Here is a 12369-nt window from a genome sequence, read left to right on the forward strand (position 1 = left end):
GGCTGGCACTCATGTCCGAAGCGCCGACCATCCAGTACGCCGACCCGGATCACCCCCTCGTACCGCGGGTGACGACCGCCCTGGCGACGGTCAACGACCCCGAGATCAAACGCCCGATCACCGATCTGGGGATGGTCGAGCGGGTGGACATCGACGCGGCCGGTGAGGTGTTCGTCGGCATCCTGCTGACCACGGCCGGTTGCCCGTTGAAGGGCCCGATCGAGCGCGACGTGACCAATGCGGTGTCCCGGATCGCCGGGGTGTCTGGGGTACGCGTCCAGCTGGGCGTGATGACCGAGGAGCAGCGCGCCGAACTGCGCAAGACCCTCAACGGCGGCCGGGCGCCGCGGGAGATCCCGTTCGCCCGCCCCGATTCGCTGACCCGGGTGATCTGCGTCGCCTCCGGCAAGGGCGGGGTCGGCAAGTCCTCGGTGACCACCAACCTGGCGCTCGCGCTGACCGCCCAGGGCAAGAAGGTCGGCGTACTCGATGCCGACATCTATGGCCACTCGATCCCTGCCATGCTTGGGATCGCCGACGCCCGGCCGACCTCGATCGGCGATGAGAACGAGTCGATGATCCTGCCGGTGCCGACCAACGGCCTGCAGGTGATGTCGATCGGCATGCTGAAGCCGGAGCGCTCCCAGGTGGTCGCCTGGCGCGGCCCGATCCTGGACCGGGCGCTGACCCAGATGCTGGCCGATGTGCACTGGGGCGACCTGGATTTCCTGCTGGTCGATATGCCGCCCGGTACCGGTGATGTGCAGATCTCGATGGGCCAGAAGCTGCCGAACGCCGAGGTGATCGTGGTGACCACCCCGCAGGCGGCGGCCGCCGAGGTCGCCGAGCGGGCCGGCACGATGGCCTCGATGATGAACCAGCGGGTGATCGGGGTGGTCGAGAACATGGCCTACCTCGACTTCACCGCCCCCGACACCGGCGCCAACTATCGGATCGAGTTGTTCGGCTCCGGTGGCGGCGAGCAGGTGGCGCAGACGCTGAGCACCCGGCTCGGCTATCCGGTGGCGCTGCTCGGCCAGGTCCCGCTGGACGAGTCGCTGCGCGCCGGCGGCGATGAGGGTACGCCGGTCGTCGAGTCCGCGCCGGAGCATCCGGCCGCGATCGCGTTGAGCGAGTTGGCCGCCGGGATCGGTGCGAAGAAGAAGTCGGTGGTCGGCATGCAGCTCGGGCTCAGCCCGGTGGGCCGCTGACGCGCGGGCGAGACACCAGAAGCTGACACGAGGCCCCAGTTGCAACTGGGGCCTCGTGGCAGTTTCTGGTGTCTCGCGCGGAGGGGTGGCTCGGTCGAGTCAGCCGACCGGGGCCGGGGCCACGGCGGCGGCCCGGCGCCGCATCAGGACCCGCTCGATGCCCCACATCACCAGCACGACGGCGACACCGACCACGAAGAGCCCGATCGCCGACCACGGTGCGGCGGGCATTGCGAGCAGCGAACCGTCGGCGGCCTGCCAGGGCCACAGCGCGCGCAGCGAACCGGCCATCAGACCGAGCATCACCAGCAGGGTCCAGCGGCGGTGCTTGCGGAGCAGCCAGTTGAGCACCTGCACGAAGGTCCCGAGCCCGACGATCGCGCCCAGCGCGAACACCGCGAGGTAGCCGAAGTCCCGGTTGCTCACCGCGGCCAGCGTCGGGGCGTACAGGCCCATCGTCAGCAGCAGGAAGGACCCGGAGACGCCGGGTACGACCAGCGCGCAGATCGCCAGGGCGGCGGCGACGAAGACGAAGACCGGAGAAGGATTGGTCGCGGCCGCGCCCGGGTCCCGCAGGCCGAGCAGCCAGAACAGCCCGGCCGCGACCACCAGCACCACCGCGAGTTCGAGGACCCGGCGGCCGGCCCCGCCCGGGGCGCGGGTCTGGGTGCCCAACATCGAGATCGGCACCAGCAGGCTGGCCAGCACCATGCCGGCGAAGAGGGCCCGGGACAGTTCCGGGCTGCCCTGGACGAAGGCGTGCATCACACTGGACAGCGCGACGATGGCGGTTCCCATGCCGATCAGCACCGGGATCACCAGGGACCAGCGCACGGCCCCGATCTGCTCGCGGAACGCCTGGCCCCGCGTCCTGCCCTCCGGGGGTCGGATCAGTCCGACGACCCCGCGGACGACGTGGGAGGCCGATCCGATCAGCTCGTCGTAGCAGCCGACGACCAGGGCGACGGTACCGCCGGAAACGCCGGGTACCAGCTCGGCCATGCCGATGAGGATGCCGCGCAGCCAGTTGATCAGCAGGGCGAATGGGGATCGCCGCGGTGCACTGGGTCGGGCGTCGGACTCTGGGCGCGTTTCGACAGTCATGAGGCTCCGCGGAGAGGGTGACAAAGTCCAAACGGTACCTGCGGTTCATGGTGAACCCAAGGAATTGTGAGCAATGCCACGGGATCGGGCCGCGACCTGGTCGAGGGCGGCCGCCAGCCGTGCCCGGCCTGCCGGGCCCAGCCAGGCGTGTCGAACCAGTTCGTTGATCCCGCCCGGGGTCTCGTGGTCGCCGACCAGGACGGCCAGCGAGCGTCCCGGATCGGCGAGCGACTCACCCAGCCCCAGCGCCATCCCGCGGACGAATCCTTCGGCAACGGCGGGTTCCAGCCCGCGGCCGGACAGCCAGTCGGCGATCGTGGCCAACAGGTCGAGCTGGCTGGAGAGCGTCGCGGTGGCCGCCGACAGGGCTTCGAACCGGTCCTCGTCGGGCGGCACCAGCACCTCGCCCAGGGAGCCGAAGATCTCCTTGCTCGGTTGATGTTCCGGGAAGATGGCCGTGATGCCGTGGTGCGCCCGGACCGCCGGGAGCGGGATCACCCGCACCACCTGCGGCTGCTCCGGCAGCAGCTGCTCCAGGTCGGCCAGTGAGACGCCGGCTGCCGCGCTGACGAGCACGCGGCCGGCCGGGACGCACAGGTCTCCGAGCACGGCGGTGACCGCCCTGGGCGGGACCGTGAGCAGCACCAGCTCGCACCGATCGACCACCGCCTGATTGCTCGACTCCACGCGCACCGCGTCGTATCGAGCGGCGAGCGCGCCCGCGGTCCGCGCTCCCCGTGGCGAAAGAGAGATGCCCGGGGGTTGTTCGGTAGTGGCCAGGCCGTCGACGATCGCCTCGGCGATGGCACCGACACCGATGATGCCGATTTGCATCAGATCTCACCCATTGCCGGATTCCGGTTGGCGCCGGTGATGATCGTTGCGATCCGTTCCCCACCGGTGCGGCCGGCGGCGATCGCGGCGATGCCGGCGGCACCGGCCGGTTCGGCGCGCAGAGCCAGGTGCCGTTCGATGAGCGCCATCCCGGTCCGCAGCTCGGCATCGCTGACCAGCACGATGTCGTCCACGGCATCGGTGACGCGGGTGAGCGCCTCGGGGTGCGGGCGTGGGATCGTGATGCCCTCGGCCAGCGCCGAGGTCGGGCGCACCGCGATCGGCCGCCCGGCCCGCCAGCTCTCGCGCATGGTCGGCGCGGTGGCCGGGTTGACGCCGACGATCCGGACGTTCGGGGCGTACGCCCGCAGCCCGAGCGCCAGACCGGTGACCAGGCTGCCGTCCCCGATCGGTGCGACCAGGGTGTCGAACTCGGCAGCGGCGAGCTCGTGGGCGATCGTCGCCGCACCTTCGGCGATGGCCGGGTCGACACCGTCGACGATGAGGCGTACGCCGTCTCCCTCCGCCTCGGCGGCGGCGCGTTCGCGGGCGGCATCGAACCCCTCGGCCACCTCGATCACCGTCGCGCCGAAGGCCGCCATCCGTTCCCGTTTCACCGGGTTCAACTCCGTGTGCGCGTACACCCGCGCGGCCGCACCGCGCGCCGCTGCGGCGTACGCCACGGCCTGGCCGAAGTTTCCGCTGGAGGCGCAGACCACCGTCTCGCCCGGGGTCAGGTCGCGCAGCGCGAAGCTGACCCCGCGGCCCTTGAAGGAGCGCAGCGGATTCAGCGTCTCCACCTTGAGCGTGACCCGAACACCGAGCGCGGCGGAGAGCAGGGGGTCCTCGAACTGCGGGCTGTCGAGGAACACCGCGGGAATCGCTTGCCTGATTGACGAATCATCAAAGTCCATGCCGCCAAACCTAGGGATCATCGCCCGGGTACCGCTTGCAAAGTTTGCGCCATGACGCAACAATTTTGCGTGCCCGGAATCCGTCTGCAACTCGACGAGATCGACCTCCGTCTGCTCGACGAACTGCAGGCCGACGCCGATCGCACACTGCGCGAACTCGGTGAGCTGGTCGGCCTGTCGCCCAGTGCGGTGCAGCGACGGATCCAGCGGTACAAGAACAGCGGGCTCATCCGCACGGTCGCCCGGATCGCACCGGACCAGGCTCCTCAGGTCACCCGCGCGCTGGTTCTGCTCTCGCTGGCCGACGAATCGGTGGAACACCACCGGCGGCTGGCGGACACCCTGCGCGCACATCCGGCGGTGCAGCAGTGCTTCCTGCTGTCGGGCCGCTACGACTATGCGGTCCTGGTGTCAGCCGCCTCGATCCCCGAGCTGCGCGACCTGGGTAACGAGCTGTTCAAATCCGACGACAACATCCGCCGCTACGACACGATGTTCGTGCTGGATTCGGTGAAGGATGGTGCCCCGCTGCCGGCACGGCTGCTGTTCTGAGTGTCAGCGCGCGAGCTCACCTCGACACGCGATGAGCGTAGAAATCGGAGGCGAGCGTCGGGGCTACAGCGCCGCCGCGCGAGCCGACAGAAGCCGGAGGCGAGCGTCGAGGCGGCGCGCCCCGCGATGCAGGCCCACCAAGGAGAAATCCCGCGTCAGCCAACCCGCCCACACCAGAAACCGACGCGAGGATTTCGACGACTGGGCCGAAGAGCGGGGCTACAGCGCCGCCGCGCGAGCCGACAGAACTACGTCGCCTCGGGGTCGAAGGGGGCCATGCCGAGGCCGGAGCCGACCTTCTCGTCGCGGGCGTCGCTGAGGTTGCTGCGGACCTGGGCGACCTCGGCCCGGACGTCGGCGTCGGCCTGCTGCAGGTCGCGCTTCACATCGTCGATGACCGGCTGCACCTCATCGAGGAGATGCTTCTGCACAAAGGCGCGGGGGTTCAGGTCGCGGATGTCCACATCGGTACCGAGCTCCCGGGACAGCGTGGACTGCGCATTGTTGGCGACCCCGCGCAGGTAGTGCAGCACCCGAGCCGCCTTCTTCGCGAACTCCGGCAGCTTCTCGGGGCCGAAGAGGATGACTGCCAGCACCACCAGCAGCACGAATTCCCCGGGGCCGACATCGAACATGGGGGCCAGCCTAGCCGCTCAGCCGACCCTCGATCCCAGGGTGACCGCGACCTCGCCCCGGCCGCGGATCGACAGCTTCACCTGCTCGGTCGGCCGGTGGCTGCGGACCCGCACGATCAGCTCGGTTGCGGTGTTCACCGCCTTGCCGTCCACCGACTCCACGACATCACCGCTGCGCAGCCCGGCAGCGGCGCTCGGCCCGCCCGCCTGCACCGAGGCGAGCCGCACCACCCCGTCGGCGTCGGCGCTCACCGAGGCACCGATCACCGGATAGGTGGCCCGGCCCTCGCGAACCAGTTGATCGGCGATCTCCCGCACCTGATTGATCGGGATCGCGAAGCCCAGACCGATGTTGCCGCCGCGGTCGGCCGACGAACTGCCGCCCAGCGTGAGAATCGCGGAGTTCACCCCGACGATCCGGCCCTGCGCGTCGGCCAGCGGCCCACCGGAGTTGCCCGGGTTGATGGAGGCGTCGGTCTGGATCCCGTTGATGTACGCCACCGCGTCGTCGGCGCTCTGCCCGCCACCGACGCTGAGGGGCCGCTCGACGGCGGAGACGATCCCCGAGGTCACGGTGCCGCCGAGGCCGAGCGGGGCACCCACCGCGACGACCGGCTGGCCGGGGCGTACCGAATCGGAATCGCCGAGCTGGACCGGTACCAGCTGATCGCGCTGCGCGACCCGGATCACCGCCAGGTCGTAGCTGGGGCTGCGGCCGACGATCTCCGCCGGCACCCGTTCCCCGCTGGGCAGCTGGACCTGCAGCTCGCCGCCGCCGGAGGCCGGTTCGACGACGTGGTTGTTGGTGATCAGCAGGCCACCGGGCCCATCGATCACGAACCCCGACCCGGTACCGGTGCGGCCGGCGTTGCGGAAGGCGATGGTGACCGTGCTCGGCAGCACCGCCTCGGCGACCTGGCTGACATCGCTCGGGGCACCGGCCGGTCCGCCGGCTGCCCGCTCGGGCGTCGGCCGGGTGCTGCTCGCCCCGGCCGGTGCCGGCAGCGCGGTCGGCGCGCCACCGGTCGCCACCGGCGTACCGGGGCCGGTCGAGCGCGCCAACCACATCCCGCCATAGCCGGCGCCGCCACCGACGAGCAGCGCGGTCACCGCGGAGACCGCGACCACCGTGGCGAGCCGGGGCCGCGGCGGCGACTGCCGAGCTGGCGGTGGCAGCGGAGCGGTCGGTTGCGTCGGAGCGACCGGGCCGGGCGGCACCGGCTGGTACGGCGGCTGGTTCGGGACCTGCGTCGGGGGCGGCGGGGTGACGTGCTGCCAGGGTTCGGGTCCCCAGGATGGGCGCTGGAACGACGGCTGCTGATCTCCCCCGTGATCACCGCCGGGCCACTGGCTCACTGTCGGCTCCCGGACATCAGCCACCGCCCAGGATCCGCTGCCAGCCGTCGACCACCCGCTGGGTCCGGGTCCGCAGCACCGGCGGGTCGTGCGGCAGCGACGCGACGGCGGTGGCCGCCACCTCCTCCGACCCGTCGGTGACCACGGTGATCACGGTATCGCCGCTCTGCCAGACGAGTGTGGTGGTGATCCCCAGACTCCGGTACGCCCGCAGCTGCGGATCCCAGACGAAGCCCTCGGGCGCGCCGCCGAGCGCACCGCGCTGCTGGATCACACTCAGCGTGGTCACCCCGTCGCCGTAGACCGTGTGCAGGGCCTCCTCACCACCGCCGGCGGCGTTGTCGATCTCGCCGCGGCGAACCTGCACCAGATCCAGTCCGGCCAACCGGTCCGAACAGCTCCAGCCCTGCTGGGTCAGCACCCGTGCCTGGGCCGGGCCGGTCCCGGAGAGGGTGAGGGTGTCCTGGGCAGCCAGGGCCTGGACGCCGCCGGAGGCCGCCCCGGCGCCGATCCGTACCCGGCTGAAGCCGGCGGAGAGCACGGTCTGCCCCTGCTCGTCGAAGGTCTGCTGCCACAGCACCACCGCGGTCTGCCGGTCCAGCCACCAGCGGGCGACGACCCGGCCGCTCTCGTTGCGGGCCTCGACCACCTGGCTGTCGTGCCCGGCGATCACCGGTCCGGGCGCGGTCGCCAGCTCGTGGTGGGCGGCGGCCAGTTCGGCGGCCGTGGCCCCGGGGGTCGCACCGGGGGCGGGCCACCAGCTCTGCGCGGTCTGCTTGTCGGAACCGGCCGCCAGCACCCGGGTCCCGGTGGCCGGGTCGGTGACCACCTGCGCGCTGGCGACCCAGTAGCCGTTGAGGTGCCGCACCTGGACCTGCTGGGTGCCGGAGATCGGGGTCGCGGTGCCGGCGCTGTCGGCGCGCTGCAACCACTGCCTCGCCTCGGGGCCGGGGACCAGCACGGTCGGCACCGGGGGCGCCACGGCGCTCTCCACCCGGGGGCCGCCGCGATCGGTGCCCCGCACCGCGGCCACCGCCCGGTTGCCGATCCCGTCGTCGGCGAGCACGGCAGCGAACTCCCGGCGCGCGGTCGAGGTCGGGTCGATGGCGGGGGTGTGGGTGGGCGGCGCGGCGACCCAGCCGACACCGACTGCCCCGACCAGTCCCAGGCAACTACCGGCGACCGTGCCCAGGGCCAGCACCCGGACCCGGCGGCGTCGGCTCGGCAACCGGGTGCCGCCGCGCGGCGCGCGGGACCGGCCGGCGTCGAAGGGGCGGGCATAGAGCGGGGTGGCGTGGCCGTCCCCGGCGATCGCGGTCAACCGGTCGGCGAGATCGCGTGGCGCCGCGGGGTCGGGGGCGCTGGAGCGTACCCGGTCCTGGAGCCGGCGCAGCTCATCGAGCTCCTCGCGGCAGCCGGGGCAGTCACTGAGATGGGCGAGCAGGCGTTGCCGATCGGGGTCGCCGAGCGCGCCGTCGACGAATGCCGACAGCGCATCGTGCCGGTCGGGGCAACCACCGCCCCGCCGGTGCCCGCCCGAAGCGGTCACCCCTGTTCTGCCTCCACGCCCAGGTAACGACGGCGGGCGCCGGTGGGTTCCCGATGCGCCAGGGCGGAACGCAGTTGCGCCCGGCCGCGGTGGATCCGGCTGCGCACGGTGCCCAGCTTGAGGTCGAGCACCTCGGCGATCTCCTCGTAGCTGAGACCCTCGATATCGCAGAGCACGACGCAGGCCCGGAACTCCGGCGACAGGCCGGCCAGGGCGCGGGCCACATCATGATCGAGATCGGCGTCGGCGACCGCGTCCTGCGGCTGCCGGGCATCCCCGCCGAGCCGCTCCTCGGGGTTGTCGCCGAGCCCGTCGAAGCGGATCCGGCGCCCGCGGCGGGCCTGATCGAGGAAGAGGTTGGTGGTGATCCGGTGCAGCCAGCCCTCCAGGGTGCCGGGCTGGAACCGGTGCAGCGAGCGGAAGACGCGGATGAACGCGTCCTGGGTGAGGTCCTCGGCATCGTGCGGATTGCCGGTCAGTCGGTACGCCAACCGGTAGACCCGGGCGGAATGGTCGCGGACCAGCTCCTCCCAGGTGGGCGGCACCCAGTCGGGATCGGCCGTGGGGTCGGGCTTCTGGCGTCGCCTGGCGTTGGTGGTCTCGGGATCCTGCTCAACCGTGGTCGACTGAGCGCGCCAGCGTCCGGTCAGCGGCATCGATCCCCCTCTCGACGTCATCGGGTCCTCATCATGGCGGATGAACCTGTGCGTCACCTGTGAGCGGCTGTGGGGACCCCTAGAGCAGACCGGAGGAGGTCAGGGCGTCGGCGAAGGTACGCCGCTGCTCGTCGGTGGCCTCGATCATCGGCGGCCGCAGCCCACCGACCCCGCGGCCCTGCAGCTCCAGGCCGGCCTTCACCATGATGCAGCCCTGGGTGGCGAACACCCCGGTGAAGGTGGGTTCCAGCCGGCGGTGCAGCTCCAGCGCCTCGGCGACCTCGCCGGCCACGAACCGTTCGATCATCTGCTTGGCCAGCGCCCCGGTGAAGTGCGTCGAGGTGCCGACCAGCCCGACGCCGCCGATGGACAGCAGCGGCAGGGTGGCGGCATCGTCACCGGAATAGAAGGCCAGGTCGGTCGCGGCCATCACCCGGCCGGATTCGGTCAGGTTGCCCTTGGCGTCCTTCACCGCCACGATCCGCGGGTGCTCGGCGAGCCGCTTCAGGGTGTCGGTGGCGATCTCGGCACCGGAGCGGTGCGGGATGTCATAGAGCATGATCGGCAGCTCGGTCGCCTCGGCGACGGTGCTGAAGTGCTGCACCAGCGCCGGCTGCGGCGGCTTGGAGTAATAAGGGGTCACCACCAGCAGACCGTCGGCGCCGGCGGCCGCGGCCTGTTCGGCCAGCTCGACGGTGTGCCGGGTGCTGAACGTGCCGACCCCGGCCAGCACCTGGGCCCGGTCCCCGACCGCGGCGACCACGGTGCGCAGCAGGTCGGCCTTCTCCGCATCGGTGGTGGTCGGCGACTCACCGGTGGTGCCGGAGATGACCAGCGCATCGTTGGCCATCTCATCGACCAGGTACGCCGCCAGCTCGGCCGCCTTCTCGTGGTCCACCGCACCCTGCGCATCAAAGGGTGTGACCATCGCGGTCAGCAGGCGGCCGAAGGGCAGATTGGCGGTTGGCATGGAGGCGATGTTACTCGTCGGCATCGGTCGGGCGTGGGTACTACCCACCCGTGTGCCGACGCTAGGCTGACCTGTGTGAATGCGAACCCAGGCGGCAACAGCAGTTCTCGTACCGCGAGCAATCGCGGCCGGTCCGGCAACCAGGCGGCACCGCGCGCCGCGTCCTGGTCGTTCGCCGAGGACTTCGCGGCCGAGCCCGACGGCGCGGCCGATGCCCGGGTGGAGGCCGGCGAGCTCGGGGTCACCCCGGTCTCCCGCGGTGCGGCCAGCCTGCTGACGGTGCTGGCGAAGTCGATCGGCGCCCGTGCGGTCGTCGAGATCGGCACCGGCGGTGGCGTGTCCGGGCTGGCCTTCTTCGCCGGCATGGGCGAGCAGGGCATCCTGACCAGCGTCGACCCCGAGCACGACCACCAGACCGCGGCCCGGAACGCCTTCACCTCCGCCGGGATCGCGAACCGCCGCTTCCGGTTGATCGCCGGTCAGCCGCTGGACGTGCTGCCCAAGCTGAGCGATGGGGCGTACGACCTGGTCTGGATCAACGGCGACAAGCTGGAGTACGGCGAGTTCGTCGCCGAGGCGATGCGGTTGCTGCGGCACGGCGGTCTGCTGGTGCTGCACAACGCCCTGTGGGGCAACAAGGTCGCCGATCCCAACAACACCGAGGACGAGACGATCGTGATCCGCGAGGCGCTCACCGGCATCCAGACCGATGAGGATCTGACCGTGTCCCTGGTGCCGGTCGGCGACGGCCTGCTGGTGGCCGTCAAGGCGTGAGCGACCCCGTCCTGCGGCTGGTCCGTGAGGACGATGCCGCCGAACTGGCGGCGCTGCTGATCGCGAATCGGGAATTCCTGGCGCCGTGGGAGCCGTTGCGCGACCCGGGCTGGTTCACCGAGGCCGGTCAGCTGACCGCCCTCACCGATGCGCTGCTGCGGCACGCCCGGGCAGCAGCTATCCGATGGTGATCGAGCTGGCCGACCGGATCGTCGGCCGCGCCAACCTCAACTCGATCGTCCGTGGCGCCGGACAGTACGCGAGCGTCGGCTACTGGGTCGCCGAATCGGTCACCGGGCGCGGCATCGCCACCGCCGCGGTCGCCGAGCTGCGGCGTACCGCCTTCGCCGGCTTGAATCTGCACCGCCTGGAGGCGGGCACGCTGCCGGACAACCTGGCCTCCCAGCGGGTGCTGGAACGCAACGGTTTCACCCGCTACGGGTTCGCGCCGGATTACGTCCGGATCGCCGGCCGCTGGCAGGACCACGTCCTCTACCAGGCACTGAACCCGGACTGGTCCCCCGGTCCCGCCGAGGCGTACGCCGGCTGAGCGATCGAAGCCGAGTCCGCCCCCGGTGGGCGGTCAGTCGCGGGTGACGTGCACACCCTTGCCGACGACGGTCACCCCGTTGGGTGAGATGGTGAAGCCGCGGGCGCGGTCCTTCTCGGCATCGACGCCGACCTCGCAGCCCTCGTCCACGACCACGTTCTTGTCCAGGATCGCCTTGCGTACCACGGCATTGCGGCCGATCCGCACATTGTCCATGATCACCGAGTGCTCCACGTTGGCCCACTTGTCGACGCGCACGTTCGGCGAGAGCACCGAGGCGTCGACATCGCCACCGGAGATGATGCACCCGGCCGAGACGATCGAGTCCTCGGCGTTGCCGCGGAGCACGAACTTCGCCCCCGGGCGCTGCGGCTGATAGGTCCAGATCGGCCATTCGTCGTTGTAGACCGAGAAATTCGGGTTCACCGACACCAGATCCATGTGCGCCTCGTGGTAGGCGTCGATGGTGCCGACGTCGCGCCAGTAGTTCTGGTCCTTCGCGGTCGCACCGGGCACGCTGTTGGTGGTGAAGTCGTGCACCTGGGCCTGCCCCCGCTCGACGAACCGCGGGATGATGTCGCCGCCCATGTCGTGGCGGGCGTTGGTGTCGGCCGCGTCGGCCTCCAACGCCTCCACCAGCGCATCGCGGGTGAAGATGTAGTTGCCCATCGAGGCGAACGATTCCTCCGGCGAATCCGGCAGGCCGGGCGGATCGGCGGGCTTCTCCAGGAATTCCTTGATCTTGTTGTCCGTGCCGGCGTCGATGATGCCGAAGGCGCTCGCCTCCCGCCGCGGCACCCGGATCCCGGCGACCGTGCAGCCCAGCCCGGATTCGATGTGCTGGTTGAGCATCTGCGAGACATCCATCCGATAGATGTTGTCCGCACCGAAGACCACCACATAGTCGGGATCGTCGTCGTTGATCAGGTTCATCGACTGGAAGATCGCATCGGCGCTGCCCTGGTACCAGCGCGGGCCGAGCCGCTGCTGGGCCGGCACCGGGGTGACGTAATTCCCCAGCATGGTTGACATCCGCCAGGTCAGCGAGATGTGCCGGTCGAGGGAATGCGACTTGTACTGGGTGAGCACGCAGATCTGGCGCAGATCACTGTTCACCAGGTTGGAGAGCACGAAGTCGATCAACCGGTAGGTCCCGCCGAACGGGACGGCCGGTTTCGCCCGGTCGGCCGTCAACGGCATCAGGCGCTTGCCCTCGCCGCCGGCGAGGACGATGGACAACACCCGGGGACGCCCTCCTGTCATG

Annotated in this window: 14 protein-coding genes; 5 read left to right on the forward strand and 9 right to left on the reverse strand. The window is 71.0% G+C overall.

Going from position 1 to position 12369, the window contains the following annotated elements; all coding sequences use genetic code 11:
- The first annotated feature begins 11 nt into the window (after positions 1-11).
- The gene (locus BI335_RS05725) at positions 12-1211 is read left to right on the forward strand and encodes an Mrp/NBP35 family ATP-binding protein (protein WP_094429891.1); all 1200 of its coding nucleotides are present in this window, start codon (positions 12-14) and stop codon (positions 1209-1211) included.
- 99 nt (positions 1212-1310) lie between these two features.
- On the opposite strand, the gene BI335_RS05730 is transcribed toward BI335_RS05725, so the two are convergent.
- From BI335_RS05730 to BI335_RS05740, 3 genes are read right to left on the reverse strand one after another with little or no spacing between them, the layout of a single operon-like run.
- Positions 1311-2315, reverse strand: a complete 1005-nt coding sequence (locus tag BI335_RS05730) for a DUF368 domain-containing protein (RefSeq protein WP_094429892.1) — start codon at positions 2313-2315, stop codon at positions 1311-1313.
- Positions 2316-2360: 45 nt separating this feature from the next.
- Positions 2361-3149 carry an NAD(P)-binding domain-containing protein gene (locus tag BI335_RS05735; protein WP_094428158.1) on the reverse strand — a complete coding sequence of 263 codons (789 nt, stop codon included), beginning with the start codon at positions 3147-3149 and terminating at the stop codon, positions 2361-2363.
- On the reverse strand, positions 3149-4021 hold the full coding sequence (locus BI335_RS05740) for a pyridoxal-phosphate dependent enzyme (protein WP_208109381.1): 873 nt from the start codon (positions 4019-4021) through the stop codon (positions 3149-3151). The genes BI335_RS05735 and BI335_RS05740 overlap by 1 nt, the downstream gene beginning before the upstream one ends.
- A gap of 93 nt (positions 4022-4114) precedes the next feature.
- Between BI335_RS05740 and BI335_RS05745 the strand changes: the two genes are divergently transcribed.
- Positions 4115-4615, forward strand: a complete 501-nt coding sequence (locus BI335_RS05745; RefSeq protein ID WP_094428154.1) for an Lrp/AsnC family transcriptional regulator — start codon at positions 4115-4117, stop codon at positions 4613-4615.
- A 248-nt stretch (positions 4616-4863) separates the two neighbouring features.
- Here BI335_RS05745 and BI335_RS05750 read toward each other — a convergent pair whose 3' ends face one another.
- The 5 genes from BI335_RS05750 to dapA form a co-directional block, all read right to left on the reverse strand.
- Positions 4864-5250 (reverse strand): sec-independent translocase, encoded by a 387-nt coding sequence (locus tag BI335_RS05750; RefSeq protein WP_094356403.1) that lies wholly within the window; start codon positions 5248-5250, stop codon positions 4864-4866.
- Between the two features lie 18 nt (positions 5251-5268).
- Entirely contained in the window at positions 5269-6606 is a 1338-nt protein-coding gene (locus BI335_RS05755) for a S1C family serine protease (RefSeq protein WP_094428152.1), read from the reverse strand.
- A gap of 16 nt (positions 6607-6622) precedes the next feature.
- Positions 6623-8155 carry a zf-HC2 domain-containing protein gene (locus BI335_RS05760; protein WP_094428150.1) on the reverse strand — a complete coding sequence of 511 codons (1533 nt, stop codon included), beginning with the start codon at positions 8153-8155 and terminating at the stop codon, positions 6623-6625.
- Positions 8152-8811 (reverse strand): RNA polymerase sigma factor SigE, encoded by a 660-nt coding sequence (sigE, locus tag BI335_RS05765; RefSeq protein ID WP_094359248.1) that lies wholly within the window; start codon positions 8809-8811, stop codon positions 8152-8154. The genes BI335_RS05760 and sigE overlap by 4 nt, the downstream gene beginning before the upstream one ends.
- Positions 8812-8890: 79 nt before the next feature.
- Positions 8891-9781 (reverse strand): 4-hydroxy-tetrahydrodipicolinate synthase, encoded by an 891-nt coding sequence (gene dapA, locus BI335_RS05770; protein WP_229119462.1) that lies wholly within the window; start codon positions 9779-9781, stop codon positions 8891-8893.
- Positions 9782-9856: 75 nt separating this feature from the next.
- Here dapA and BI335_RS05775 point away from each other — a divergent pair, with 75 nt between their 5' ends.
- The 3 genes from BI335_RS05775 to BI335_RS05780 are packed head-to-tail and all read left to right on the forward strand — an operon-like array spanning position 9857 to position 11105.
- The gene (locus BI335_RS05775; RefSeq protein WP_094359244.1) at positions 9857-10555 is read left to right on the forward strand and encodes an O-methyltransferase; all 699 of its coding nucleotides are present in this window, start codon (positions 9857-9859) and stop codon (positions 10553-10555) included.
- The gene (locus BI335_RS21800; protein ID WP_229119463.1) at positions 10552-10746 is read left to right on the forward strand and encodes a hypothetical protein; all 195 of its coding nucleotides are present in this window, start codon (positions 10552-10554) and stop codon (positions 10744-10746) included. Before BI335_RS05775 ends, BI335_RS21800 begins: the two co-directional genes overlap by 4 nt.
- Positions 10740-11105, forward strand: a complete 366-nt coding sequence (locus BI335_RS05780) for a GNAT family N-acetyltransferase (protein WP_229119464.1) — start codon at positions 10740-10742, stop codon at positions 11103-11105. The genes BI335_RS21800 and BI335_RS05780 overlap by 7 nt, the downstream gene beginning before the upstream one ends.
- A 33-nt stretch (positions 11106-11138) precedes the next feature.
- Here the strand turns inward: BI335_RS05780 and glgC are convergent, their stop codons facing one another.
- A complete protein-coding gene (gene glgC / locus BI335_RS05785; RefSeq protein WP_094359240.1) occupies positions 11139-12368 on the reverse strand; it encodes a glucose-1-phosphate adenylyltransferase in 1230 nt (409 codons plus the stop codon).
- Position 12369: the final 1 nt, after the last annotated feature.

It is taken from the genome of Enemella evansiae, assembly GCF_002250705.1.
GTDB lineage: Bacteria > Actinomycetota > Actinomycetes > Propionibacteriales > Propionibacteriaceae > Enemella > Enemella evansiae.

Coding starts and splice junctions, on each gene's coding strand:
- BI335_RS05725 (WP_094429891.1), top strand. CDS start 12: ATGTCCGAAGCGCCGACCATCCAGTACGCCGACCCGGATCACCCCCTC.
- BI335_RS05730 (WP_094429892.1), bottom strand. CDS start 2,315: ATGACTGTCGAAACGCGCCCAGAGTCCGACGCCCGACCCAGTGCACCG.
- BI335_RS05735 (WP_094428158.1), bottom strand. CDS start 3,149: ATGCAAATCGGCATCATCGGTGTCGGTGCCATCGCCGAGGCGATCGTC.
- BI335_RS05745 (WP_094428154.1), top strand. CDS start 4,115: ATGACGCAACAATTTTGCGTGCCCGGAATCCGTCTGCAACTCGACGAG.
- BI335_RS05750 (WP_094356403.1), bottom strand. CDS start 5,250: ATGTTCGATGTCGGCCCCGGGGAATTCGTGCTGCTGGTGGTGCTGGCA.
- sigE (WP_094359248.1), bottom strand. CDS start 8,811: ATGCCGCTGACCGGACGCTGGCGCGCTCAGTCGACCACGGTTGAGCAG.
- dapA (WP_229119462.1), bottom strand. CDS start 9,781: ATGCCAACCGCCAATCTGCCCTTCGGCCGCCTGCTGACCGCGATGGTC.
- BI335_RS05780 (WP_229119464.1), top strand. CDS start 10,740: ATGGTGATCGAGCTGGCCGACCGGATCGTCGGCCGCGCCAACCTCAAC.
- glgC (WP_094359240.1), bottom strand. CDS start 12,368: ATGACAGGAGGGCGTCCCCGGGTGTTGTCCATCGTCCTCGCCGGCGGC.